This window comes from Klebsiella sp. C349492 (assembly GCF_042055345.1).
Lineage (GTDB): Bacteria > Pseudomonadota > Gammaproteobacteria > Enterobacterales > Enterobacteriaceae > Klebsiella > Klebsiella scottii.
In genome coordinates this window covers 471727-496717 of the sequence record NZ_JANQCE010000003.1, presented here as the reverse complement: position 1 = coordinate 496717, position 24991 = coordinate 471727, and the positions used below count along the sequence as shown (strand labels likewise).

The 24991-nt window shown below is 57.1% G+C and carries 22 protein-coding genes; 13 read left to right on the top strand and 9 right to left on the bottom strand.

Features of this window, described 5'->3' with window-relative positions; all coding sequences use genetic code 11:
* Positions 1-274 precede the first annotated feature (274 nt).
* Positions 275-2512, top strand: coding sequence for an EAL domain-containing protein (locus NWP14_RS14925; protein ID WP_375215578.1), 2238 nt, complete (start codon positions 275-277; stop codon positions 2510-2512).
* A gap of 41 nt (positions 2513-2553) precedes the next feature.
* On the opposite strand, the gene ppx is transcribed toward NWP14_RS14925, so the two are convergent.
* The 4 genes from ppx to purM form a co-directional block, all read right to left on the bottom strand.
* Positions 2554-4086, bottom strand: coding sequence for an exopolyphosphatase (ppx, locus tag NWP14_RS14920; RefSeq protein WP_375215577.1), 1533 nt, complete (start codon positions 4084-4086; stop codon positions 2554-2556).
* A gap of 3 nt (positions 4087-4089) precedes the next feature.
* Complete coding sequence (ppk1, locus tag NWP14_RS14915; RefSeq protein WP_095100346.1) at positions 4090-6150, bottom strand: polyphosphate kinase 1; 2061 nt, start codon at positions 6148-6150, stop codon at positions 4090-4092.
* A 285-nt stretch (positions 6151-6435) separates the two neighbouring features.
* On the bottom strand, positions 6436-7077 hold the full coding sequence (gene purN / locus NWP14_RS14910) for a phosphoribosylglycinamide formyltransferase (protein ID WP_095100348.1): 642 nt from the start codon (positions 7075-7077) through the stop codon (positions 6436-6438).
* The gene (gene purM / locus NWP14_RS14905) at positions 7074-8111 is read right to left on the bottom strand and encodes a phosphoribosylformylglycinamidine cyclo-ligase (protein ID WP_095100350.1); all 1038 of its coding nucleotides are present in this window, start codon (positions 8109-8111) and stop codon (positions 7074-7076) included. Before purM ends, purN begins: the two co-directional genes overlap by 4 nt.
* Before the next feature lie 264 nt (positions 8112-8375).
* Here purM and bglK point away from each other — a divergent pair, with 264 nt between their 5' ends.
* The 5 genes from bglK to NWP14_RS14880 all read left to right on the top strand — a co-directional run bounded on the left by bglK (position 8376) and on the right by NWP14_RS14880 (position 13710).
* Positions 8376-9269, top strand: coding sequence for a beta-glucoside kinase BglK (bglK, locus tag NWP14_RS14900; RefSeq protein ID WP_095100352.1), 894 nt, complete (start codon positions 8376-8378; stop codon positions 9267-9269).
* A 10-nt stretch (positions 9270-9279) separates the two neighbouring features.
* A complete protein-coding gene (locus NWP14_RS14895; protein WP_375215576.1) occupies positions 9280-10710 on the top strand; it encodes a 6-phospho-beta-glucosidase in 1431 nt (476 codons plus the stop codon).
* Between the two features lie 182 nt (positions 10711-10892).
* Positions 10893-11519 carry a uracil phosphoribosyltransferase gene (gene upp, locus NWP14_RS14890; protein WP_095101327.1) on the top strand — a complete coding sequence of 209 codons (627 nt, stop codon included), beginning with the start codon at positions 10893-10895 and terminating at the stop codon, positions 11517-11519.
* Between the two features lie 96 nt (positions 11520-11615).
* Complete coding sequence (uraA, locus tag NWP14_RS14885) at positions 11616-12914, top strand: uracil permease (RefSeq protein WP_346430930.1); 1299 nt, start codon at positions 11616-11618, stop codon at positions 12912-12914.
* 94 nt (positions 12915-13008) lie between these two features.
* Complete coding sequence (locus tag NWP14_RS14880; protein WP_217698328.1) at positions 13009-13710, top strand: DnaA inactivator Hda; 702 nt, start codon at positions 13009-13011, stop codon at positions 13708-13710.
* 45 nt (positions 13711-13755) lie between these two features.
* Here NWP14_RS14880 and arsC read toward each other — a convergent pair whose 3' ends face one another.
* Both arsC and bepA read right to left on the bottom strand, forming a co-directional pair.
* A complete protein-coding gene (gene arsC / locus NWP14_RS14875; protein ID WP_041146684.1) occupies positions 13756-14115 on the bottom strand; it encodes an arsenate reductase (glutaredoxin) in 360 nt (119 codons plus the stop codon).
* 9 nt (positions 14116-14124) lie between these two features.
* Positions 14125-15588: a beta-barrel assembly-enhancing protease gene (gene bepA / locus NWP14_RS14870; protein WP_095100358.1), complete on the bottom strand. Its 1464-nt coding sequence runs from the start codon at positions 15586-15588 to the stop codon at positions 14125-14127.
* A 225-nt stretch (positions 15589-15813) separates the two neighbouring features.
* Between bepA and NWP14_RS14865 the strand changes: the two genes are divergently transcribed.
* Entirely contained in the window at positions 15814-16881 is a 1068-nt protein-coding gene (locus NWP14_RS14865; protein ID WP_375215575.1) for an AI-2E family transporter, read from the top strand.
* An 80-nt stretch (positions 16882-16961) separates the two neighbouring features.
* On the opposite strand, the gene bcp is transcribed toward NWP14_RS14865, so the two are convergent.
* Positions 16962-17432 (bottom strand): thioredoxin-dependent thiol peroxidase, encoded by a 471-nt coding sequence (bcp, locus tag NWP14_RS14860; protein ID WP_041146681.1) that lies wholly within the window; start codon positions 17430-17432, stop codon positions 16962-16964.
* Between the two features lie 3 nt (positions 17433-17435).
* Complete coding sequence (locus NWP14_RS14855; protein ID WP_346432076.1) at positions 17436-18005, bottom strand: glycine cleavage system transcriptional repressor; 570 nt, start codon at positions 18003-18005, stop codon at positions 17436-17438.
* Between the two features lie 153 nt (positions 18006-18158).
* Between NWP14_RS14855 and dapA the strand changes: the two genes are divergently transcribed.
* The 6 genes from dapA to ypfH all read left to right on the top strand — a co-directional run bounded on the left by dapA (position 18159) and on the right by ypfH (position 24693).
* Entirely contained in the window at positions 18159-19037 is an 879-nt protein-coding gene (gene dapA / locus NWP14_RS14850) for a 4-hydroxy-tetrahydrodipicolinate synthase (RefSeq protein WP_095100364.1), read from the top strand.
* Between the two features lie 16 nt (positions 19038-19053).
* The gene (gene bamC / locus NWP14_RS14845) at positions 19054-20088 is read left to right on the top strand and encodes an outer membrane protein assembly factor BamC (protein ID WP_095100366.1); all 1035 of its coding nucleotides are present in this window, start codon (positions 19054-19056) and stop codon (positions 20086-20088) included.
* A 109-nt stretch (positions 20089-20197) separates the two neighbouring features.
* Positions 20198-20911: a phosphoribosylaminoimidazolesuccinocarboxamide synthase gene (gene purC / locus NWP14_RS14840; RefSeq protein ID WP_095100368.1), complete on the top strand. Its 714-nt coding sequence runs from the start codon at positions 20198-20200 to the stop codon at positions 20909-20911.
* Positions 20912-21032: 121 nt separating this feature from the next.
* Entirely contained in the window at positions 21033-21905 is an 873-nt protein-coding gene (locus tag NWP14_RS14835; protein ID WP_095100370.1) for a neutral zinc metallopeptidase, read from the top strand.
* A gap of 12 nt (positions 21906-21917) precedes the next feature.
* A complete protein-coding gene (locus tag NWP14_RS14830; RefSeq protein WP_375215574.1) occupies positions 21918-23918 on the top strand; it encodes a tRNA(Met) cytidine acetyltransferase TmcA in 2001 nt (666 codons plus the stop codon).
* Between the two features lie 76 nt (positions 23919-23994).
* Entirely contained in the window at positions 23995-24693 is a 699-nt protein-coding gene (gene ypfH, locus NWP14_RS14825) for an esterase (protein WP_346430932.1), read from the top strand.
* Between the two features lie 94 nt (positions 24694-24787).
* Here the strand turns inward: ypfH and NWP14_RS14820 are convergent, their stop codons facing one another.
* Positions 24788-24988, bottom strand: a complete 201-nt coding sequence (locus tag NWP14_RS14820; protein WP_095100377.1) for a YpfN family protein — start codon at positions 24986-24988, stop codon at positions 24788-24790.
* Positions 24989-24991: the final 3 nt, after the last annotated feature.

Here is a 24991-nt window from a genome sequence, read left to right as displayed (position 1 = left end):
GGATGTAAAAATGCCTCCGCCGAAGTATTACTTAATGTTATATAACATAATCGTTGCATTTACATGGTTTCTTTTTCCAGCGGCCTGCGGCAAAAAAATAAGCATTATTAATATTAGCTAAATGATTTTTTGATTTATATCAACTGTCTGTTTTCGTTGGTAACTAGAATCTCCAGCCAGTTCCGCGTCGTTATTCCTTACGCGGTTGAGATGGTTGGGTTGGATGCCTGCCTGAATATACCCTGCTGGAGTTTGGGTTATCCGTAGAGCATCTATGAGCATAATTAATCTGTATAGACAATATCGGGACAAATGGTGGGCGCTGCCGCTGGTGTTACCCACTCTTTTACTCCCCCTGACGCGATGGACAAACTCCTACGCTGAACTAAACGGTAATGAAGTTTCCCTTTACTATTTACCGCTGGCGCTGGTATTAAGCCTGATGCTGTTTTTTGGCTGGGACGCGCTGCCGGGCATTATCATCGGGCTGTGGTGCACGGTGGCCCGCGATATGGCTCCGGAAGAGGCGATTGGCGTTATCTTCCACTTTCTGATCCCGGTGGTGCTGTGCTGGGGCGGGTACCGCATTTTTGTTCCGCGCAGGCAGCAGATCTCTCACGGTAACGTCGGCCTGATGCCGCAGAGGCTGTTCTGGCAAATGCTGCTGCCGTCGGCAATATTCCTCGTGCTCTCCCAGTTTGCCGAGTACCTTGGCCTTCATCCTCGCGCCACGGGCCTGATTGGCATCGACCCCTTTAGTTTACGATCGCTAATCACTTTTCAGGCGCTGATGGTCGGGTGTTTAACCGGCGTACCGCTATGCTATTTCCTGCTGCGCATTATTCGTAATCCATTACATATACGCGGATTTATTTCGCAAATTCGCCTGCAAATGGACCCTAAAATAAAGCTGCTTGAGTTTTTTTTATGGGCAATAACGTTGTTAATGTTATTGGTACTATTATTAATACCCTTGAGTAGTACCAGTACGATATTTAGCACAAATTATACATTATCATTACTTATGCCGGTGATGCTGTGGGGCGCAATGCGCTTTGGCTATCGCTTTATCGCTCTGGTCTGGACGCCGGTATTAATTCTTATTATCCACTTTCATTATCGCTATTTGCCGTTCTCGATTGGCTACAATAATCAGCTGGCTATCACCTCGTCCAGCTACCTGGTGTTCTCGTTTATTATCGCCTATATGGCCATGCTGGCGACGCAGCAGCGCCTGATCCACGCGCGGGTACGGCGAATGGCATTTCTCGACCCGGTGGTACATATGCCTAATTTACGCGCGCTAAGCCGGGCCCTCGAAAACTCATCGAGGTCGGTGCTGTGCTTTTTGCGCATCCCGGAGCTGGAGCTGCTGGGGCGGCACTATGGGGTGATGCTGCGTATTCAGTACAAGCAAAATCTGGCAGAACATCTTAGCGCCTTGCTTCAGCCGAATGAGGCCGTTCATCATCTCTCGGGGCACGACCTGGTTATCCGCATGAACTGCGACGATCATCAGGCGCGAATTGAGACGCTGGATAAGCACCTGAAGCAGTTTCGCTTTGTCTGGGACGGGATGCCGCTGCAGCCCGCGGTGGGCCTGAGCTACTGCAGCGTACGATCTCCGGTGAAGCATCTGTATTTGCTATTAGGTGAGCTGAATACCATTGCCGATATGTCGCTAACCAGCGGCCACCCGGAAAATATGCAGCGGCGGGGCGCAACCCACGTCCAGCATGGGCTAAAAGATAAAGTGGCGATGATGAACCTGATCCTGCAGGCGCTGGAGCTGGACCGCTTCCGCCTGATGGCGCAGCCGATAGTCGGGATCCGCGGCGATAGCTACCATGAAGTGCTGTTGAGAATGGTGGGAGAGAATGGCGAAATCATCAGTCCGGACAGCTTCCTCCCGGTAGCCCACGAGTTTGGCCTCGCTTCGCGGATCGATCTTTGGGTGCTGGAAAATACGCTCTCCTTTATGAACCAGCATCGGCACGTCCTCCCGGGAATGCGGCTGGCGGTGAATTTGTCGCCGGTGTCGGTAAGCCGCAGCCAGTTCCCTGAAGAGGTGGAGCAGCGGCTGGCGCGCTACGGGGTTGAGCCCTGGCAGCTGATATTCGAGCTGACCGAAAATCACTCGTTAACCAACCCGCAGCAGGCGCGACAAACGCTGGCACATTTACAGGCGCTGGGATGCCGCGTGGCGATCGATGATTTTGGCACCGGCTATGCCAGCTACGCGCGCCTGAAAAGCCTGAACGTCGACCTGCTGAAAATCGACGGCAGCTTTATTCGTAATCTGGTCACCAGCAGCCTCGATTATCAGGTGGTGGCATCGATTTGCCATCTGGCGCGGATGAAGAATATGCAGGTCGTGGCGGAGTATGTCGAAACGGCGGAGATTCGTCAGGCGGTGATATCGCTGGGTATCGACTATATGCAGGGGTATGAGATTGGCGAGCCCGTGCCGCTGGAGACGCTGGCTAACGTGGCCGCACCGGCGACGGCTTGACTGCTGAAAAGTGGCCGGACGCGGAGCGCCCGGCCAGCCTGCTAGCTATCAGGCTCTTCTTCGGCAATTTTCAGCAGCCAGTCAGGCACGCCTTCCCAGTACTGCTGCTCTTTTTCCAGATCGAGCAGCACCAGCGCATTTTGGCTAAACCAGTCGTGCGGAAACACCAGCGTCCAGTGGTTGGCTTCGGTCTTCAGCGTCAGCGTCGGCGGCGTTGTCGTCGCCTGGCGCTGGTTGTTCAGCAGAATGCCGAGGCGCAAGAGCTGAATTAACGGCAGGAACTGCTTTTTCTTAAACAGCGTAAAGCGCGGCAAATCATCGAGCTTGATAGCCTTGCGGTGATAGCGCACCAGCGTGGCCATCAGCATCTGCTGCTCCTGATTGAAGCCGGGCAAATCGCTGTTCTGCAGGATATACGCCGAGTGGCGATGCATACCGCTGTGGTTAATATTCAGCCCCACTTCGTGCAGCATCACCGCCCATTTTAGCAGCGCCGACAGGTTCGGGTTGTCGAGCTTGGGGTTCTGATCCTGCCACTGCTCAAAGATGTGGGTGGTGGTTTCCAGCACCCGACGCGCCTGTTCGCGGTCGATATTGTACTGGTTTGCCAGGCTTTGCGCGGTGCGGCTGCGGATATCCTGATGGCGGAAGCGCCCCTCCATCTCGTACAGCACGCCTTCGCGCAGCGCCCCGTCCGACAGGCGCAGCTCTTTGATGGCCAGCGCATCGAACACGCCGCACAGAATAGCCAGCCCCGGCGCAAATACCGCCTTGCGCTCTTCAGAGAGGCCCGGCAGGCTCAGCGAGTCGAAGTTTTTATATTTCAGCAGCTCAGCGACCAGCATTTCAAGGCGTTCAGGCGTGATAAAGCCGTCCTTCTCGCCCATAGCGATCAGCACTTCCTGAGCGGCCTTAATGGTCCCGGAAGCGCCCAGCGCCACGGTCCAGCCCTGGATGCGGAACTGCCATGCCAGCGTTTCCAGCTTTTGCACCGCCGACAGGCGCGCGCGCTGGAAATTCTCTTTGTTGATGATGCTGCCCGGGAAGTAAATCTGCGAGAAGCTGACGCAGCCCATTCTGCGGCTTTCGACCAGACGCGGTTCGAAATCCTCGCCGATGACCAGCTCGGTTGAACCGCCGCCGATATCAATGACCAGCTTGCGGCCGCGCTCGGGCTGAGTATGTTCGACGCCCATAAAAATCAGGCGCGCCTCTTCATTACCGGAGATTATCTCAATCGGATAGGGGATAACCTGCTCCGCGCGCTTGAGAAACTCAGCCGCGTTTGTCGCCTGGCGTAGCGTATGCGTCCCGACGATGCAGACGCTGGCGGGCGCAAAGCCCTGCAGGCGTTCGGCAAACAGCGACAGGCAGCTAAGCCCGCGCGCAATCGCCTCTTCGCTGAGCACGGAGTTTTCATCCAGACCATCGGCCAGATGAACCCGCTGTTTAAGGCGACCGATGATCTGCATTGCCCCGTCGACGACACGGGCGATCACCATATGAAAACTGTTTGAACCAAGGTCGACCGCAGCAAACTCCTGGGGCCGAGGGGCTTTTTCGTTTATAGGCATAGGTTAATCGGGCTGTTCGAGTGATTTGAGATAGTCATAGATCGCCATCTGAGCGCGAACTTTACGGCGGTTGCCGCGCGGCACGTAGCTATTACTCAGTTCTTTATCAAGATAGCGTGCTTTCACCGTGTCGTTGAACAAGATGTCAAAAATATCCAGCACCCGCTGTTTCAGACGCGGGTCCAGCAGCGGCGCGGCGACTTCGATGCGGTAGTCAATATTGCGCGTCATCCAGTCAGCGGAAGAGAGCCAGACCTGCTTATCACCGCCGTTTTCAAAGACATAGACGCGGTCGTGCTCAAGGAAGCGGTCAACGATGCTGGTGACGCGAATATTGTCGCTAATCCCCTCAAGCCCTGGGATCAGGGAGCACATCCCGCGGATTAGCAGGTTAACGGGAACGCCGGAGCTTGAGGCCGCATAGAGGCGGTCAACCAGGCCCTTATCGACCAGGTTGTTCAGCTTAAGGGTGATCCCGGAGGGCTGGCCGTTCTGGGCGTTAGCAATTTCCCGATCGATCATCTCATACAGCAGGCGACGCGAGTTCTGCGGCGAAACCAGCAGATAGTCAAAGCTAACCGGACGATATGGGTTTTCGATAAAGTTGAACACGCGACGAACTTCATTGGTAATACGCGCATCCGCGGTGATCAGGGAGTAGTCGGTATACAGACGCGCGGTTTTTTCGTTGAAGTTACCGGTACCGATATGGGCGTAGCGGACAACCTCGTCGCCCTCTTTACGTGAAATCAGGAACAGCTTGGCGTGGATCTTCAGCCCCGGGGCGGAGAAGATAACGTGCACGCCGGCTTCAGTCAGGCGTTTCGCCCAATGAATGTTGGCCTCTTCGTCAAAGCGCGCCTGCAGCTCGACCACCACGGTGACTTTTTTACCGTTATGGGCGGCGTGAATCATGGAATCGATAATCCGCGAGTCTTTGGCGACGCGGTAAATATTGATTTTGATCGCCAGCACGCTGGGGTCGAAGGAGGCCTGACGCAGCAGTTCCAGCACGTGCTCAAAGGTGTGGTACGGGTAGTAGAGCAGCACGTCGCGTTCGCGAATAGCGTCGAACCCGTTGCGGAACTTATCAAACCAGGTGTGGCGCAGACGCGGCAGCGGTTTATTGACCAGGTTAGCTTTGCCGACGTTCGGGAAGCCGATAAAGTCTTTAAAGTTGTGGTAGCGGCCGCCCGGCAGCATTGAGTCATAGCGCGAAATCGAGAACATTGCCCGCAGCATTTCGACCATCGCGTCCGGCATATCGCGCTGGTAAACGAAGCGTACCGGTTCGGCGGTGAGACGCTGCTTCAGGCTGGAGGACATCAGCTCCATCAGGCTCGATTCCATCTCGTGCACCAGATCGTACTCGGCGTCGCGGGTCATCTTCATCGAATAGGCGTTCAGCGTATCGTAATCGAAGAAGCCTTTAAAAATATCATCCAGGCAGTAGCGCAGAATGTTATCAAGCAGGATCATCGGCTTACGGCGACGCGGGGCTTCCGGCGGCAGGTTAACAAAGCGCGGAACCTTATCTGACGGAATTTCCAGCAGGGCGTAGTTAACGGTTTCGCCGCGAATGATTTCCACCGCCAGATAGGTGTAATCATCTTTCAAAAACTGGATCAGGTCCGTTTCGCGGTTAATCAAAATAGGGGTAATGTGCTGGCGCAGGTACTGTTTAAAGTAGTTGCGCAGCCAGGACTGCTGATTGACCGACAGCTGGCGTTCGTTGATCAGGAAGATCTGATTACGCGCCATCTCCAGCAGCAGCTCGTTATACAGGCTGTCAAACTCCTGGTCGGCCTTCAGGACCCGGGCCTGAATTTTACCTAACAGGTGGCGAGAATGGGCGGTACTGCCTTGCTCTTCACTGATGATGATGCGGCGCTTGAGTTCAGCGAAGCGCACTTTATAAAATTCATCGAGGTTGTTGGAGTAAATTCCCAAAAAGCGCATGCGCTCAATCAGTGGGTTGCTTTTATCCGCCGCTTCCTGAAGTACGCGTTCGTTAAAGGACAACCAGCTGAGTTCTTTCTCGATGTATAGCTTTTCCTGGCCCATTACAACTCACACTCCGGTTGATTGATGTTGCATTTTCATTATGGCGAGCTTTGCCATTGAATGTCCAACTATGTCAAAGAAGTATGACAGTTTTCTTTCAACGCGCTGCGAAGAAAAGGCGGTCGCTTTCCTTTGCTCATTCTGTGTGCAAAATGCGGTAATTCAGCCGATCGCTGTCGCGCGTCAGGCGCCAAAACGCGTCTGCGGCTGAAGGTCCTGGCGCAGATAAACAATGGCAGCAGGGACAAAAAAAACGCCTCTGACGGATGCGAGAGGCGTTATCGATTACTCTTCTGCCGCGTATCCTTGCGGCGGCAGAGGCGCATCGTCAAGCCAGGCCTGACCCCTCTCCATGCGCAGACGACCGTCGACAAACCAGCTGACGACGAGCGGGTAAATGGCGTGTTCCTGAGCCTGCACGCGGGCGGTAACGTCATCTTCGCTATCGCCGGCGAAAACCGGAACTTTGGCCTGCAGAATGACCGGCCCGCCGTCCAGCTCATCGGTGACGAAATGCACCGAGGTTCCGTGCTCCTCATCGCCGTTTTCCAGCACCTGGCGATGGGTATACAGCCCGGGATATTTAGGCAGCAGGGAGGGGTGGATATTCAGCAGACGCCCCTGATAGTGGGCGACAAACGCCGGGCTCAGAATCCGCATGTAGCCCGCCAGTACCACCAGATCCGGCGCGTAGGCGTCGATCTCGTGCATCAGCTCGCGATCGAACGCTTCGCGGTTGGCGAACTGGCTGGCGGTGAGCGCGTGGGTCGGGATACCGGCCTCACGCGCGCGTTCAAGGCCGAAGGCATCGGCCTTGTTGCTGAATACCGCTCGCAGGGTGCCGCCGATCTGTTTCCGCGCGCAGGCGTCAATAATTGCCTGCAGATTACTGCCGCTACCGGAAATCAGCACCACGATATTTTTCATTCAATGACCACACGCTGTTCGGAATCAGAGGCTTTGATATAGCCTATTTTCCACGCGTTTTCACCTTTTTCGTTCAGCAGAGCGATGGCGTTATCGGCGGCTTCTGGCGGCAGCGCGATAACCATCCCGACGCCGCAGTTGAAGGTCCGATACATTTCGTGGCTGCTGACGTTGCCGGCAGTTTGCAGCCATTTGAAGACTTCCGGCCACTGCCAGGAGGACTCGTCGATCACCGCCTGGGTGTTATCTGGCAGAACGCGCGGGATATTTTCCCAGAAGCCGCCGCCGGTCAGGTGCGCAATGGCGTGAACTTCGACGTTAGCGATCAGATCCAGCACCGATTTGACGTAGATGCGGGTCGGCGCCAGCAGATGGTCGGCCAATGACGCACCGTTCAGGTCGGTGGTTTGCGGGTCGACGCCGCTGACTTCAATAATTTTACGCACCAGCGAGTAGCCGTTGGAGTGCGGGCCGCTGGAGGCCAGAGCGACCAGCACGTCGCCGTCGGCAACTTTGCTGCCGTCGATAATTTCTGATTTTTCTACAACCCCGACGCAAAAGCCCGCGACGTCATAATCATCGCCGTGGTACATGCCGGGCATTTCTGCCGTTTCGCCGCCAACCAGCGCGCAGCCTGACTGCAGACAGCCTTCGGCGATCCCGCTGATGACGCTGGCTGCCGTGTCGACGTCCAGTTTGCCGGTGGCATAGTAGTCGAGGAAGAAGAGCGGCTCGGCGCCCTGAACCACCAGGTCGTTTACGCACATGGCAACCAGGTCGATACCGATAGTGTCGTGACGCTTGAGGTCCATTGCCAGACGCAGCTTGGTGCCGACGCCGTCAGTGCCGGAGACCAGTACCGGCTCGCGGTATTTCTGCGGCAATGCGCACAGTGCGCCGAATCCGCCCAGTCCACCCATCACTTCCGGGCGGCGGGTTTTCTTCACCACACCCTTAATACGGTCGACGAGAGCGTTGCCTGCATCAATATCTACGCCGGCATCTTTATAGCTGAGAGAGGTTTTATCGGTCACTGCGAAGTCTCCACACATTTGCGGTAGCAAGAAAAATCGGCGCAATTCTAACAGGGATAGCAAACGTTTGCGAGCCTGCTTTGCAGTCGGCATTAATCGGCGGCGAGATGGACAAATTTGATACTGTTCACGAAAATGAAACCGGGTACATTCTTGTGCTTGCCTCTGTGCGCCAGAATGACCATCATGCCACTGAAACCGGTTTCTCTTTTTGTTTAAGCGAGCCGAACGACGGTACTGAGGGGATTCAGGAGGGGGGTAAGGATGGTAATTGCCGCATTTGATATTGGTGGCACGGCGCTAAAAATGGGCATTATAGCCAGCACCGGCGAGCTGCTGGAGAAGGGCAAGCAGCCGATTCGCGACAGCGACGGCGAGCAAATTTTGCAGGCCATGCTGGCGTGGATTGCCGCGCACCCGGAGTGTGAAGGGGTGGCGATCAGCGCGCCCGGCTACGTTAATCCGCACACCGGCTATATCGAAATGGGCGGCGCTATCCGCAGATTCGATAATTTTGCTATCAAAACCTGGCTTGAACAACGTACCCGACTTCCCGTCGCCATTGAAAACGACGCTAACTGCGTCCTGCTGGCCGAGCGCTGGCAGGGCAAAGCCGCCAATATAAGTGATTTTCTGGTTCTGACGATTGGCACCGGAATCGGCGGGGCTATCTTCTGTAATGACCGGCTGGTGCACGGCGCGAGCTTTCGCGCCGGCGAATTTGGCTATATGCAGACCCAGCGCCCGGGCACCCGCGACGTTCGTCGCTACTCAATGAATGAGAACTGTACCCTGCGCGTCTTGCGCCAGCGCTACGCCGCGCATTTCGGCAAAACGCTGGAAGAGGTGACCGGGGAAGAGATATTCGATCGTTACGACAGGGGCGATGCGACCTGTCATCGGCTGGTGGCCGAATTCTTTAACGGCCTTGGCACCGGCCTTTATAACCTCGTCAACGTGTTCGATCCGCAGACTATCCTCATCGGCGGCGGCATCGTGGAACGCCCGGGCTTTTTGCCGCTGCTGCGTGAACATCTGGCCTGGTTCGGCATTGCAGACTATATCGACACCGTCAGCCACGGCAACGACGCCGGGCTGATTGGCGCCGTTTACCATTTCAATCAGCAATTCCGGTCGCCGACTGGCGATCGCTCATAAGGAAGAGAACATGTCTGGATTTAAAGAAGGTTTTCTGTGGGGCGGCGCGGTCGCGGCGCATCAGCTGGAAGGGGGCTGGCAGGAGGGCGGCAAAGGCGCGAGCGTTGCCGACGTGATGACCGCTGGCGCCCACGGCGTGGCGCGTGAAATTACCGACGGCGTGCTGGCGGGTAAAAATTACCCGAACCATGAGGCGATTGATTTTTATCATCGCTATAAAGATGACATTCAGCTGTTTGCGGAAATGGGCTTCAAATGCTTTCGTACCTCTATTGCCTGGACGCGTATTTTCCCGCTGGGCGACGAGCTGGAGCCGAACGAAGCCGGGCTGCAGTTCTATGACGATCTGTTCGATGAGTGCCTGAAGCACGGAATTGAGCCGGTGATTACGCTCTCCCACTTTGAGATGCCTTACCACCTCGTTAGCGAATACGGCGGCTGGCGCAACCGTAAGCTGATTGATTTCTTCGTACGCTTTGCGCAGGTGGTATTTAATCGCTATCAGCATAAAGTGAAGTACTGGATGACCTTTAATGAGATCAATAACCAGGCAAACTTCCACGAAGACTTTGCGCCGTTCACCAACTCGGGGCTGAAGTTCCTGCCGGGTGAGGATCGCGAGCCGGTGATGTATCAGGCTGCGCACTATGAGCTGGTCGCCAGCGCGCTGGCGGTGAAAGTCGCGCGGGAGATTAACCCGGCGCTGCAGGTCGGCTGCATGATTGCGATGTGCCCGATTTATCCGCTCTCCTGCGCGCCTGATGACATGATGATGGCGATGAACGCCATGCACCGCCGCTACTGGTTCACCGATGTTCACGTGCGCGGTAAGTACCCTCAGCATCTGCTTAACTACTTTGCGCGCCGCGGTTTTGCGCTGGATATCACCGACGAAGATCGCGTGGCGTTGAGCGAAGGCTGCGTCGACTATATTGGCTTCAGCTACTATATGTCGTTCGCCACCAAGGCCACCGAGGATAATCCGCTGCTGGATTATGATGAGACGAAGAGCCTTGTCTCCAACCCTTACGTGCAAAAATCGGACTGGGGTTGGCAGATTGACCCGGTTGGGCTGCGCTACTCGCTGAACTGGTTCTGGGATCATTACCAGCTGCCGCTGTTTATTGTCGAAAACGGCTTTGGCGCAATCGACGTGCGCGAAGCTGACGGTACGGTAGACGACCAGTACCGCATCGACTATCTCTCCGCCCATATCGCGGAAATGAAAAAAGCGGTCGTTGAGGACGGCGTTGACCTGATGGGCTACACCCCGTGGGGCTGTATCGATCTGGTCTCCGCCGGAACCGGCGAGATGAAAAAGCGTTACGGTTTTATCTACGTCGATAAAGATAACGAAGGCAACGGGACCCTGGCCCGCAGCCGCAAGAAATCTTTTGCCTGGTATCAGCAGGTTATCGGCAGCAACGGCGAAACGCTTTAAACCGGCCTGAAGCCCCGTGAAACCCCGCCTGCGCGGGGTTTTTTTATTTTGATTTATACTGGCTCAGGCAGCGCAAAGCATTTTGGTTGATCCCGGTCAAACATATCGGCTATGGCGCAAATGGGAAAAAGCGGTATAATCCCGCGATTTTTTTTGTGGCTGCCCCTCAGAGGAGAAAGAGAATGAAGATTGTGGAAGTGAAACACCCACTCGTCAAACACAAGCTGGGCCTGATGCGTGAGCACGACATCAGCACCAAACGCTTCCGTGAACTCGCCTCAGAGGTTGGTAGCTTACTAACTTATGAAGCCACCGCCGACCTGGAGACCGAAAGGGTCACCATCGAAGGCTGGAATGGCCCGGTCGAAGTTGAGCAGATCAAAGGTAAGAAAATCACCGTCGTACCTATTCTGCGCGCCGGCCTCGGCATGATGGAAGGCGTTCTGGAACACGTTCCGAGCGCGCGCATCAGCGTCGTTGGGATCTACCGTAATGAAGAAACCCTTGAGCCGGTGCCTTACTTCCAGAAGCTGGTATCCAATATCGACGAACGTATGGCGCTGGTGGTTGACCCGATGCTGGCAACCGGCGGTTCGATGATCGCCACTATCGACCTGCTGAAAAAAGCGGGCTGCTCCAGCATCAAGGTGCTGGTTCTGGTTGCCGCTCCGGAAGGGATTGCCGCGCTGGAGAAAGCGCACCCGGACGTCGAGATGTACACCGCGTCCATTGACCAGGGCCTCAACGAGCACGGATATATTATTCCCGGCCTCGGCGATGCCGGCGATAAGATTTTTGGTACCAAGTAATTGAAGCATTAATAAGAAGCCGACTTTAAGAGTCGGCTTTTTTTTGAATCAAACACGCCAACAACAACTAATAAACGACACTCAGAGGAAAACACTATGACGCGCCGCGCAATCGGGGTGAGTGAAAGACCGCCGCTTTTACAGACAATCCCGCTAAGTTTGCAACATCTGTTCGCCATGTTTGGCGCTACGGTGTTGGTGCCAGTCCTGTTTCACATCAACCCGGCTACCGTTCTGCTGTTTAACGGTATCGGCACGCTGCTGTACCTGTTTATCTGTAAGGGCAAAATTCCGGCCTATCTGGGATCGAGCTTTGCGTTTATCTCCCCGGTTCTGCTGCTGCTCCCGCTGGGTTACGAGGTTGCGCTGGGCGGCTTTATTATGTGCGGCGTGCTGTTCTGCATCGTCTCCTTTATTGTTAAAAGGGCCGGCACCGGCTGGCTGGACGTGATGTTCCCGCCGGCGGCTATGGGGGCCATTGTCGCGGTTATCGGCCTGGAGCTGGCCGGCGTCGCGGCGAATATGGCCGGCCTGCTGCCGGTAGAGGGACAGTCTCCTGATAGCAAAACCATTATCATCTCAATGGTGACGCTGGGGGTGACGGTGTTTGGCTCGGTGCTGTTCCGCGGCTTCATGGCCATCATCCCGATTCTTATCGGCGTGCTGGTGGGCTACGCGCTCTCCTTTGTGATGGGCGTTGTCGACACCACTCCCATCGCCGAGGCGCACTGGTTTGCGCTGCCGACCTTCTACACGCCGCGCTTTGAGTGGTTTGCGATTTTCACCATCCTGCCCGCCGCGCTGGTGGTGATTGCCGAGCACGTGGGGCATCTGGTGGTGACGGCGAATATTGTTAAAAAGGATCTGATCCGCGATCCCGGCCTGCACCGCTCGATGTTTGCCAACGGCCTGTCGACGATGATCTCCGGCTTCTTCGGCTCGACGCCCAACACGACCTACGGTGAAAACATTGGCGTGATGGCGATTACCCGCGTCTACAGTACCTGGGTTATCGGCGGGGCGGCGATTATCGCCATTCTGCTCTCCTGCGTCGGCAAGCTGGCGGCAGCCATTCAGATCATCCCGCTGCCGGTAATGGGCGGCGTATCGCTGCTGCTGTACGGGGTGATCGGCGCCTCGGGTATCCGCGTGCTGATCGAATCCAAGGTCGATTACAACAAGGCGCAGAATTTGATTCTGACCTCGGTGATTTTGATCATTGGCGTCAGCGGCGCGAAGGTGCACATCGGCGCGGCGGAGCTGAAAGGCATGGCGCTGGCGACTATCGTTGGCGTCGCCCTGAGCCTGATCTTCAAATTAATTAGCGTCCTGCGTCCGGAAGAGGTGGTTCTGGACGCGGCTGATGCGGTTGATGAAGCCGAGGCAAAACGCTGATCCTCCAACCGGGCGGCGATCCCGCCCGGTTCTCTCACGGCAGACTTCGTGATAAACTCTCCGCGTTTTTCTGTCAGTCTATGATGAGGTCCATCTGAACGCACCGGCACAGCTCTCCTTGCCACTGTACCTTCCTGACGATGAAACTTTTGCGAGTTTTTGGCCGGGTGGTAATCCTTCTCTTCTTGCTGCCTTACAGAACGTTCTGCGGCAGGAGCATAGCGGGTACATCTACATCTGGTCGCGTGAAGGCGCGGGGCGCAGTCACCTGCTACATGCCGCCTGTGCGGAGCTTTCCCAGCGCGGCGATGCGGTGGGCTACGTTCCGCTGGATAAGCGTACGTGGTTTGTTCCGGAAGTGCTGGAGGGGATGGAGCAGCTTTCGCTGGTTTGTATCGATAATATCGAATGCGCGGCTGGCGATGAGCCGTGGGAGATGGCAATCTTCAATCTTTACAACCGCATCCTGGAATCGGGCAAAACCCGCCTGCTGATCACCGGCGATAGCCCTCCGCGTCAGCTCAATCTTGGCCTGGCGGATTTGGCATCGCGCCTCGACTGGGGACAAATCTATAAGCTGCAGCCGTTATCCGATGAAGACAAGCTGCAGGCGCTGCAGCTGCGCGCGCGGCTGCGCGGTTTTGAAATGCCGGAAGACGTCTGCCGGTTCCTGCTCAAGCGCCTGGATCGCGAAATGCGCTCGCTGTTTATGACGCTCGATCAGCTCGATCGCGCTTCTATTACCGCCCAACGCAAGCTGACCATTCCCTTCGTTAAAGAGATCCTCAAGCTCTAGCGAGCCGCGCGGGTTCCGCGCCATCATGACGATGGCGCATCTTGCTTAATTCACGATATCCAGCACCTGCTCCGGCGGTCGGCCGATCCGCGCCTCGCCGTGGCTGACGACGATAGGGCGTTCAATCAGCTTCGGATTGTCGACCATCGCCTGAATCAGCGCATCCTCGCTGAGCTGAGGGTCGGCAAGTTCTAATGACTTATACAGATCTTCCTTCTGGCGCATCAGCTCACGGGCGCTCACCATACCCAGCATTTTCAGCAGCTGGCGCAGCGTCGCCGCATCCGGCGGCGTCTCCAGATAGAGCACCACTTCAGGGTCGATACCGTTAGCCTTCAGCAGGCTCAGGGTGTCGCGGCTCTTGGAGCAGCGTGGGTTATGGTAAATTTTTACCGCGTCAGACATGAGGTCTCCTTACATTTTTTGATATGGGCGGAATCGTTCCTGCAGCTGGCGCAGCTGATCGATGCGCGCATCGTAGCGAGCCTGCTGCAGGCTGCCCAACTTCACCTGTGAACTGGCGCTGCTGAGCAGCGAAATAGCCTGCGTAAGCTGGCCGACCAGCGCCACTCCTTCCGCACGGGCCGCCAGCTCCTGATCGCGATTGCCGAGGGCCGCTTCCGCCTGCGCCAGCAGGTCCCAGCCGTTGCCATCGTCTTTATTATTAAAGGTGTAACGGTTAAGGATATTCGCCGCGTCGGCCGGCTGTCCGCCCTGCAGGTAGGCGTTAGCGAGGTTCAGCTGCAGTACCGGGTTGGTGCGGATCTCGCGGGCGTTTTTCAGTCGGTTAATCGCATCGGCCGTTTTCTTCTGGCCAAGGTCAATATCGGTTGCCAGATCGAGATACCAGGCATTTTGCGGATCGGCGCTCAGCAGAGGTTGCAGGGTTTTACGTGCAAGATCGTAGTTATTGCTGCCCATCGCCAGCAGGGCGTGGCCGTACTGCGCGGCGTGCTGCTCGCGGATATTGCCTTTCGCCCAGGCATCGAGCAGGTCGCTGCCGAGCTTATTGTCCCCGGAGTTATACATCCCCAGCGTTCTGGCCTTGGCCATATAAAAATCGGCCGATGATTGCACTACCACCGGACGCATCTGATTCGCGCGGTTGCGGGCGTCGGACAGGCGGCTTTCCGGTAACGGGTGGGTGAGCAGCATTTCCGGCGGGCGGGTGGAGTAGCGCGACTGATCGAGCAGCTTGCTCATAAACGCCGGCATCGCCTGCGGATCGAATCCGGAGCGCTGCAGCACCTGAATCCCGATGCGGTCAGCCTCTTCTTCATTCTGGCGGGTAAAGCTGATCAGCCCCTGCTGGGTGCCGGCCAGCGTGCCGGTGAGGGCCGCCATACCGGCCTGCGGGCTGGCCATCGCCAGCAGAATCGAGCCCAGCGCGCCAACCCAGGTCAGCGGGGCGTTGCGCCTTTGGTCTTCCATCGCGCGCGCGAGATGGCGCTGCGTGACGTGTGAAATTTCGTGCGCCATGACTGACGCCAGCTCGCTCTCCGTATCCGAGTAGCGGAACAGGGCCGAGTGCAGCACAACGTTGCCGCCAAAGAAGGCGAAGGCGTTAATCTGGTCGTTATTGATCAGGTAGAAGTGGAAGGGGGTTCGCACCGAGTTGGCGTGCGAAACCAGGCGCATACCTAATCCGTTAATGTATTGCACCAGCAGCGGGTCGTTAATCAACGGAGCGCTGCCGCGCAGCTGGCGGACGTAGTAATCCCCCATCTGCATCTCCTGACCGATGGAAAGCGTGCTTCCTGCAGAGGTACCCATATCAGGCAGGGTATCTGCGGAGTCAGCAAAAGCAGGTAAAATCGAACCCAGCGTCAGCGACGCTATCACGGTTGCCACCAGCGTTTTCTTTAACTGCCTGAACATAACCTCTGTCCTGTTTATGTGGATGTGCCAGTTTGACCGGTAGGGCGGTGGAATGTTCCATTTCCGCTTGTCCTGCGAGTTTAGCTGTCGTTGACGCCGTTGAAAATATGATATTGCTGCGGGAAGTCATGTTTGTGGTTTTGCTAATAAAAAGCGAAGTCTTTTTTGTGACGTTTAGATACAATTCCTCGGGTTGTTGCAGTTTTGCGCTTCAGGGAAGGGTTTATGCTTGAGATGTTAATACAGTGGTACCGCCGCCGGTTCAGCGATCCGGAGGCGATAGCGCTGCTGGTTATTTTGCTGGCTGGATTCGGCATTATGTTCTTTTTCAGCGGTATGCTGGCGCCGTTACTGGTGGCTATCGTGCTGGCCTATCTGCTGGAGTGGCCGACCGTCAGGCTCGAGCGCGTGGGGCTATCGCGTACCTGGGCGACGTCGTTCGTTCTGATACTGTTTGTCGGTATTTTGCTGCTGATGGCCTTCGTGGTGATGCCCGTCGCCTGGCAGCAGGGGATCTATCTGATTCGCGATATGCCGGGCATGCTGAATAAGCTCTCCGATTTTGCCGCCACCGTGCCGCGCCGCTATCCGGCGCTGATGGACGCCGGGATTATCGACGCGATGGCGGACAATATGCGTAACCGCATGCTGACCGTCGGCGATTCGGTGGTGAAGTACTCCCTGGCCTCGCTGGTCGGTTTATTGACCCTGGCGGTCTATCTGGTGCTGGTACCGCTGATGGTTTTCTTCCTGCTGAAAGACAAAGAGCAGATGCTGAACGCCGTACGCCGCGTGCTGCCGCGTAACCGCGGGCTGGCAGGGCAGGTGTGGAAGGAGATGAATCAGCAAATCACCAACTACATTCGCGGTAAGGTGCTGGAGATGATCGTCGTCGGCGTGGCGACGTGGATCGGCTTTATCCTCTTTGGGCTCAACTATTCGCTGCTGCTGGCGGTGCTGGTCGGGTTCTCGGTGCTGATCCCCTACATCGGCGCCTTCGTGGTCACCATCCCGGTGGTGGGCGTGGCGCTGTTTCAGTTCGGCGCGGGCACCGAGTTCTGGAGCCTGTTTGCGGTATACCTGATTATTCAAGGGCTGGACGGCAACCTGCTGGTGCCGGTGCTGTTCTCCGAAGCGGTTAACCTGCATCCGCTGGTGATTATTCTGTCGGTGGTTATCTTTGGCGGGCTGTGGGGATTCTGGGGCGTATTCTTTGCCATCCCGCTGGCGACCTTAATCAAGGCGGTGGTGCACGCCTGGCCGGACGGACTGGTGGTAGAAGACGATAAATAGCGCGACGGCTTGACGAACGGAAGTGCTAAAACGGACGCCGGGTCAGTGAAATGCCCCGGCGTCCCGCGTTCAATAAAACGTTAACCGTTTTCTTTCAGCCAGTTCAGCACCACGTCGTGGTGATTGCTGGTTTTGAAGTTATCAAACACGTGTTCAACTTTGCCATCTGTATCAATCAGGAAACTAATACGGTGAATACCGTCGTAGGTTTTCCCCATAAACGATTTTTCGCCCCAGATACCAAACTGCTCGCAGACCTGATGGTTTTCATCAGACAGCAGCGTGAAGTTCAGCAGCTCTTTTTCGGCGAAACGGGAGAGTTTTTCTGGTTTATCCGTACTGATGCCCAGTACCTCAACGCCCGCTTTCTTTAAGTCATCCATATTATCGCGCAGGCCGCAGGCCTGAACGGTACAGCCCGGGGTCATGGCTTTCGGGTAAAAATAAACCAGAACACGCTGTCCCTGGAAGTCGGTCAAATTTACTTCCTCGCCGTCCTGGTCTGGTAAGCTAAATTTCGGTGCAATATCACCGGCTTTCAGTGGATTCATTACTCAAACTCCATCCTGTTCATCATGCTGTGAATAATTAACGATGTTAATACTGCCTTGTGCGTTCAGTTCTGTACATAGGGCTTTGAACGCTTGTTCGATATTTGATGCATTTTGCGTAGCGGGACTGTGCGCCGATATCTGGATGAAGAGTTGGGCTGAATCGTCATTGCCGCCGATCTGGGTACGAGAAACCAGTTCGGCGATATTCATATTCCACGCGTCAAACAGGGCGGTGAAGCGCTCGATAATATGCGGCGAGTCCGGTACCTCAACCTGGACCCAGACGGTGTTTGGCATGGCCTGAGGCGGCCGAGCGGTTGTCCGTTTCATCACGATCAGCAGATCCAGCTCGGCACCTTTCAGCGGTAGGGTCGATTCAATCAGGTTAATCGCATTCCACGTACCAGAAAGCAGCATGATAAACGTAAATTCGTCACCGAGCATGGCCAGCCGGCTGTCTTCGATATTACAGCCGCAGCTGCTGACGTGGCGGGTGATCGTATTCACGATGCCGGGACGGTCAGCGCCCAAAGCGGTAATAACCAGATAGTGTTGTAATGAGGCGGTCAAACCTGTTCTTCCTTTAAAAAGGTGAGGTAACATTAGGAAAGCATAAAAAAAACCGGCATACAACATCCCTGAAGGCATCGGGTCTCTTGCTTTTATTACGGCACCAAACGTAACATTGAGAATCTTGTCGCACTTCTGCTCTGAGGATGGCCCATGTTCACGGGAAGTATTGTAGCGCTTGTCACGCCGATGGATGAAAACGGTAACGTCTGCCGGACAAGCCTGAAAAAACTGATTGATTACCATGTCGCCAGCGGAACCTCGGCGATCGTTTCGGTAGGGACTACCGGTGAGTCCGCGACGTTGAGCCATGAAGAGCATGGCGACGTTGTGATGATGACGCTTGAGCTGGCCGACGGGCGTATCCCGGTTATCGCGGGGACCGGTGCAAATGCAACCGCAGAGGCGATCAGCCTGACCCAGCGTTTCAACGACAGCGGAGTAGTTGGCTGCCTGACGGTAACCCCTTATTACAACCGCCCGACCCAGGAAGGCCTGTTCCAACACTTTAAAGCCATCGCAGAACACACCGACCTGCCGCAAATCCTGTATAATGTGCCGTCCCGTACCGGCTGCGATATGCTGCCGGAAACCGTCGGCCGCCTGGCGGAAGTAAAAAATATTATCGGTATTAAGGAAGCGACGGGGAACTTAAGTCGCGTTCATCAGATCAAAGAGCTGGTTTCAGACGACTTTATTCTGCTGAGCGGCGATGACGCGACCGGAATGGACTTTATGCAGCTGGGTGGTCATGGCGTGATTTCCGTCACCGCAAACGCTGCGGCGCGTGAAATGGCGGACATGTGCCGACTGGCTCTGGCGGGTCAATTTGCCGAAGCGCGGGCGATTAACCAGCGTCTGATGCCATTGCATACAAAATTATTTGTCGAACCCAACCCTATCCCCGTGAAATGGGCATGTAAGGCGTTGGGTCTTGTGGCGACCGATACGCTGCGCCTGCCGATGACGCCGATTACCGAAGAAGGTAAGAAGGCGGTAACCGCAGCGCTGAAGCATGCCGGTCTGCTGTAAAGTTTAGGGAGATTTGATGGCTTACTCAGTACAGAAGTCGCGCCTGGCGAAGGTTGCGGGTGTTTCATTGGTCCTGCTTCTCGCGGCCTGTAGTTCGGATTCGCGCTACAAGCGTCAGGTTAGCGGCGACGAGGTTTACCTGCAAGCTACGCCGCTCAGCGAGCTTCACGCGCCTGCGGGGATGATCCTGCCGGTTCAGGTTGGCGATTATAATATTCCGGTTGCGACCAGCGCCGGCGCGGTGGGTAAAGCTCTGGACATTCGTCCACCGGCCCAGCCTTTGGCCCTGGTAAACGGCGCACGCACTCAGTTTAATGGCGACACTTCGACGCTGATGGTGGAAAACAGCCGCAGCGGTTCGCTGTGGGCGCAGGTCACCAGCATCCTGCAGTCAAAAAACTACGTCATCACCAAACGTGACGATGCCAGCCAGACGCTGAACACCGACTGGGTGGAGTGGAGTCGCCTCGATGAAGACCAGCAGTACCGTGGTCGCTATCAAATCTCAGTTAAACCGCAGGGCTATCAGCAGGCGGTGGTGGTGAAGCTGGTTAACCTCGAGCAGGCCGGGAAACCGGTATCCGATCCGGCATCGCTGCAGCGCTACAGCACCTCTATGCTGAACGTCATTTCCGAAGGTCTGGACATGAACGCCACCAGCGCGCAGAACGCGGCGCAGAAAAACGCCGGCGCGACCTTCGACGTGCAGAGCGCTGCCGATGATACCGGTCTGCCGATGCTGGTTGTCCGCGCACCGTTTAACCTCGTGTGGCAACGTCTGCCGGGCGCGCTGGAAAAAGCGGGCATGAAGGTGACCGACAGCACGCGCTCTCAGGGCAGCATGGCGCTGACCTACAAGCCGCTGTCTGACAGCAGCTGGCAGGAGCTGGGTGCCCACGATCCGCAGCTGGTTTCAGGTGACTACAAACTGCAGGTCGGCGATCTTGATAACCGCAGCAGCCTGCAGTTCATCGACCCGAAAGGTCATACGCTGACCCAGTCGCAGAATGATGCGCTGGTTGCCGTATTCCAGGCCGCATTCGGTAAGTAATAAACAGGGCTGGAGCAATCCGGCCCTTTTTTCTGTATAGTGACGCAAACGTGTGCGTCGGCAGAAAAACGCAATTTTTATCGTCTATATCTTCACTGGAGTGACAAAGATGAACAAGCAAGCTGAGTTGTATCGTGGTAAAGCGAAAACCGTTTACAGCACCGAGAACCCGGACCTGCTGATACTCGAGTTCCGTAACGATACTTCAGCAGGGGATGGCGCGCGCATTGAACAGTTCGATCGTAAGGGGATGGTGAATAACAAGTTTAACCATTTCATTATGAGCAAGCTGGAAGAAGCCGGCATCCCGACCCAGATGGAAGCGCTACTTTCTGACACCGAGTGCCTGGTGAAAAAGCTGGAGATGGTTCCGGTTGAGTGCGTAGTCCGCAACCGTGCGGCCGGCTCTCTGGTTAAGCGTCTGGGCATCGAAGAAGGTATTGAGCTGAACCCGCCGCTGTTTGACCTGTTCCTGAAAAATGACGCGATGCACGACCCGATGGTCAACGAGTCCTACTGCGAAACGTTCGGCTGGGTGAATAAAAAGAACCTGGCCCGCATGCAGGAGCTGACCTTCAAAGCTAACGATGTGCTGAAAAAGCTGTTTGACGACGCGGGCCTGATCCTCGTCGACTTCAAGCTGGAGTTTGGCCTGTTTAAAGGCGAAGTGGTGCTGGGCGATGAGTTCTCGCCGGATGGCAGCCGCCTGTGGGATAAAAATACCCTCGATAAAATGGACAAAGACCGCTTCCGCCAGAGCCTCGGCGGCCTGATTGAAGCCTACGAAGAAGTGGCCCATCGCCTTGGCGTTAAGCTCGACTAATCCTCCCTTCGCCAGAAGGTAGCTCTACCTTCTGGCGCTCTTCTTGTTGTTTCCAGTGGTAATCCTGCGCCGAACCGCCTACGATCTCTCATATTCGACAACTTGATGGATTGAGGTGCCTATGCGCTGGCAAGGACGTCGCGAAAGCGACAATGTAGAAGATCGACGTAATGATTCCGGCTCGCCCCTGGGCGGAGGCGGCGGTGGCTTCCGTCTTCCCAGCGGGAAGGGCGGTATCGTCCTGCTGATTATCGTGCTGGTTGCGGGCTATTACGGCGTGGATTTGACCGGCATGCTGACCGGAGAGCCCGTTTCACAGCAGCAAACCACCACCCAACGCTCTGTCAGCCCGCAGGAAGAGCAGGCCGCGAAGTTTACCAAGGTGATTCTTGCGGATACCGAAGATACCTGGGGCGCTATCTTCCAAAAGATGGGCCGTCAGTACCCGCAGCCGAAGCTGGTGCTCTATCGCGGCGCGACGCGGACCGGCTGCGGTACCGGCCAGTCCGTTATGGGGCCGTTCTACTGCCCGGCTGATAGCACGGTCTACATCGATCTCTCGTTCTACGATGAGATGAAAAACAAGCTCGGCGCGGACGGCGATTTTGCTCAGGCCTACGTGATTGCTCACGAGGTCGGGCATCACGTGCAGAAGCTGCTGGGCATTGAATCCAAAGTGCGTCAGCTGCAGCAGCACGCGTCGCAGGCTGAAGTTAACCGCCTGTCGGTGAAAATGGAGCTGCAGGCCGACTGCTTTGCCGGCGTCTGGGGTCACAGCATGCAAAATCAGGACGTTATGGAAACCGGCGATCTGCAGGAAGCGCTGAATGCCGCAGAGGCCATTGGTGACGACCGTCTGCAGCAGCAAAGCCAGGGGCGCATCGTCCCGGACAGCTTTACCCACGGTACTTCGCAGCAGCGCTATACCTGGTTTAAGCGCGGTTTTGACAGCGGAGACCCGGCGCAGTGCAATACGTTTGGTAATGCGCTCTGATCGCCGCTGTAAATGGATGAATTACTTAACCTGACGGCCCGGATGGCGCAGCAGGGCATTCGTCGCCTGCTGGTGCTCAGCGGCGACGAAGCGTGGTGCCTGCAGCAGGCGCTGGCGCTGCGTGAACGGCTGGCCGGGGACGGTCTGTGGATCTCCCCCCAGCCGATGCCGGCGCCCTCGGGTTCTCCCGGCGCCCTGAAGTCTCTGCTCGGACGCGAATACCAGCACGCTTTCTTTGACGCCCGCAGCGGCTTCGACGTGGCGGCGTTTGCCGCTCTGTGCGGCACGCTGCGCGCCGGAAGCTGGCTGGTGCTGCTGACCCCTCCTTTTGCACGCTGGCCGACGCAGCCGGACGCGGACTCGCTGCGCTGGAGCGATGCGCCGGACCCCATCCCAACCCCCAACTTTGTGCAGCGCTTTTGCCTGCTGACCGCAGCGGCTAAAGAGGCGCTGGTCTGGCGGCAGGGCGAGGCGAGGCGCCTGCCGGATGCCGCGCCTCGCCCTCTGTGGCATCCAGCCGACGGCCGGCCCCTGGCCGAACAGGCGGCCGTCCTTGCCGACCTGGCCGCTCTCCCTCCCGGCATTGCCGCGGTAACCGCCGAGCGCGGGCGGGGGAAATCGGCGCTGGCGGGAATGCTGATTCGACAGCTGGGAGGCGATGCGATCGTGACCGCCCCCGCGCGCGGCGCCACGGACGTTATCGCGGCGTTTGCCGGGGAGCATTTCCGTTTTATGGCCCCCGACGCGCTGCTGGCGTCCGAGGTTAACGCCTCGTGGCTGATCGTTGACGAAGCGGCCGCCATTCCCGGGCCGCTGCTGCGCCGGCTGGTGGCGCGCTTCCCGCGTACTCTGCTGACCACGACCGTACAGGGGTATGAAGGAACCGGCCGCGGTTTTTTGCTTAAGTTTTGTTCTGGCTTCACGCAGCTGCGCCAGTTTAGCCTCTCTGCGCCCGTGCGCTGGGCGCCCGGCTGCCCGCTGGAGGCGCTGGTGAGCGAACTGCTGCTATTTGGTGATGAGTCCTTTATGCATCCACCGCAGGGCCAGGCGGTGCTGGAAACGGTACATCAGGCCAGCTGGCGGCTGCGGCCGTCCCTGCCGGAGGCGATGTATCAGCTCCTTTCCGGCGCGCACTATCGTACGTCGCCGCTGGATTTACGCCGGATGATGGACGCTCCCGGGCAGCGGTTTATCTGCGCGCGTGCCGGGAGCCACGTTGCCGGAGCGCTGTGGCTGGTAGAGGAGGGCGCTCTTGCCCCCGCTCTCAGTCAGGCGGTGTGGGCGGGATACCGCCGCCCGCGCGGTAATCTGGTGGCCCAGTCGCTGGCGGCGCACGGCGGCACTCCGCTGGCCGCTACGCTGGTGGCGCGACGGATCGGCCGCATTGCCGTACATCCGTCGCGCCAGCGCGAAGGGTTAGGCCAGGCGCTGGTGGCGAAGGCCGTGGCCGAGGCGGATGGTCTTGACTACCTCTCGGTGAGCTTTGGCTATACCGCTGAGCTCTGGCGCTTCTGGCAGCGCTGCGGCTTTACGCTGGTGCGTCTCGGTACGCACCGTGAAGCGAGCAGCGGCTGCTATACGGCGATGGCGCTGTATCCGTTAACGCCTGCGGGCCACCGCTTACGCCAGCAGGAGCTGGCGCGGCTGCGGCGCGACGAGTACTGGCTGCGCGCATGGCGGGAAGAGGCGCTGCCGCTGCCGGTTGTCGAGGCTGCTATGCTGACGGAAGAGGACTGGCTCGAGGCCGCCGGGTTTGCTTTTGCCCACCGCCCGCTGCTGGCGACGATTGGCTGCCTGAACCGCCTGCTGCTGCGGGTCGATCTGCCGCTTCCGGCTCTGCGCGCCCGCCTGCGGCGACAGGATGAGGCCGAACTCTGCGCTTCTCTGCAGCTGGCCGGACGCAAAGCGCTGCTGGCAAGGTTACGCGAGGAGGCGGGGCAGGCGCTGTTCAGCCTGGATGCGGCCCGCGCCGATGAGCTGCGTCAGCGGGTTGAGCAACTGCAATTTTTTTAACTAACTCATTCAGTTAAATGTCATGGTCATATTTTATCTGCGGCGTAAACTGCCCGCGTAGACAAAGGAGAAAGCCATGAAACACGATCATTTTATTGTTCAAAGCCCTGTGACACCTGCTCAGCAGCTGCTGTTGCTGTTTCATGGCGTCGGTGATAATCCGGTTGCAATGGGGCAAATCGGCAGCCTGTTCGCGCCGCAGTTCCCGGATGCGTTAATCGTCAGTATCGGCGGCGCCGAGCCGTGCGGCCCGGCACCCGGCCGTCAGTGGTTCTCCGTGCAGGGGGTGACCGAGGACAACCGGCAGGCGCGTATTGACGCCATCATGCCGACCTTTATTGAGACGGTGCGCTACTGGCAGAAGCAAAGCGGCGTGCCTGCGCAGGCAACGGCGCTGATTGGCTTCTCGCAGGGGGCGATTATGTCGCTGGAAAGCATCAAGGCCGAACCGGGACTGGCTTCGCGGGTGATCGCCTTTAACGGGCGCTACGCCACGCTGCCGCAGTCGGCGACAACGGCGACCACCGTGCACCTGATCCACGGCGGCGAGGATCGGGTTATCGATCTGGCGTGGGCCGTCGCGGCGCAGGAGGCGCTGGTGCAGGCCGGTGGCGACGTGACGCTGGATATCGTTGAGGATTTGGGACACGCGATTGACGATCGCAGCATGCAGTTTGCGCTCGAGCGTCTGCGCTATACCGTACCGAAGCACTATTTCGACGAAGCGTTAAGCGGCAGCACGCCGAAAGATGACGATATTATCGAGCTGCTGTGATTGGGCGATAGCTGGCCCGGATAAGGCGTATGACGCCGTTATCCGGGAGATCCCCCGGCGAGGTGACGTTCACCGGGGAGACCGCGCGTCGAACCTACTTCTTCGACGAGTCGTTCTTCGGCCAGTCGTCGTCATCATCCCACTTATCGTTGCAATCACGATGGGGGGGAAGGTCCGGCTTGTTGGCGAGAAATTTTTTGTGGTCGACGCGATTAAGGTCCTTAATCACGTTAATCATGACGCCCACTAAAAAAACTAACACCAGAACCCACCAGTATTTACTTAGCCATTCCATGCT

Excerpts from the sequence above, each read along its gene's own strand:
- purC (WP_095100368.1), top strand. The coding sequence starts at position 20,198 with ATGAACAAGCAAGCTGAGTTGTATCGTGGTAAAGCGAAAACCGTTTAC.
- upp (WP_095101327.1), top strand. The coding sequence starts at position 10,893 with ATGAAGATTGTGGAAGTGAAACACCCACTCGTCAAACACAAGCTGGGC.
- bcp (WP_041146681.1), bottom strand. The coding sequence starts at position 17,432 with ATGAATCCACTGAAAGCCGGTGATATTGCACCGAAATTTAGCTTACCA.
- uraA (WP_346430930.1), top strand. The coding sequence starts at position 11,616 with ATGACGCGCCGCGCAATCGGGGTGAGTGAAAGACCGCCGCTTTTACAG.
- NWP14_RS14865 (WP_375215575.1), top strand. The coding sequence starts at position 15,814 with ATGCTTGAGATGTTAATACAGTGGTACCGCCGCCGGTTCAGCGATCCG.
- purN (WP_095100348.1), bottom strand. The coding sequence starts at position 7,077 with ATGAAAAATATCGTGGTGCTGATTTCCGGTAGCGGCAGTAATCTGCAG.
- ppx (WP_375215577.1), bottom strand. The coding sequence starts at position 4,086 with ATGCCTATAAACGAAAAAGCCCCTCGGCCCCAGGAGTTTGCTGCGGTC.
- arsC (WP_041146684.1), bottom strand. The coding sequence starts at position 14,115 with ATGTCTGACGCGGTAAAAATTTACCATAACCCACGCTGCTCCAAGAGC.
- NWP14_RS14830 (WP_375215574.1), top strand. The coding sequence starts at position 21,918 with ATGGATGAATTACTTAACCTGACGGCCCGGATGGCGCAGCAGGGCATT.
- dapA (WP_095100364.1), top strand. The coding sequence starts at position 18,159 with ATGTTCACGGGAAGTATTGTAGCGCTTGTCACGCCGATGGATGAAAAC.
- NWP14_RS14925 (WP_375215578.1), top strand. The coding sequence starts at position 275 with ATGAGCATAATTAATCTGTATAGACAATATCGGGACAAATGGTGGGCG.
- bglK (WP_095100352.1), top strand. The coding sequence starts at position 8,376 with ATGGTAATTGCCGCATTTGATATTGGTGGCACGGCGCTAAAAATGGGC.
- ppk1 (WP_095100346.1), bottom strand. The coding sequence starts at position 6,150 with ATGGGCCAGGAAAAGCTATACATCGAGAAAGAACTCAGCTGGTTGTCC.
- ypfH (WP_346430932.1), top strand. The coding sequence starts at position 23,995 with ATGAAACACGATCATTTTATTGTTCAAAGCCCTGTGACACCTGCTCAG.
- NWP14_RS14820 (WP_095100377.1), bottom strand. The coding sequence starts at position 24,988 with ATGGAATGGCTAAGTAAATACTGGTGGGTTCTGGTGTTAGTTTTTTTA.
- NWP14_RS14895 (WP_375215576.1), top strand. The coding sequence starts at position 9,280 with ATGTCTGGATTTAAAGAAGGTTTTCTGTGGGGCGGCGCGGTCGCGGCG.
- NWP14_RS14835 (WP_095100370.1), top strand. The coding sequence starts at position 21,033 with ATGCGCTGGCAAGGACGTCGCGAAAGCGACAATGTAGAAGATCGACGT.
- bamC (WP_095100366.1), top strand. The coding sequence starts at position 19,054 with ATGGCTTACTCAGTACAGAAGTCGCGCCTGGCGAAGGTTGCGGGTGTT.
- bepA (WP_095100358.1), bottom strand. The coding sequence starts at position 15,588 with ATGTTCAGGCAGTTAAAGAAAACGCTGGTGGCAACCGTGATAGCGTCG.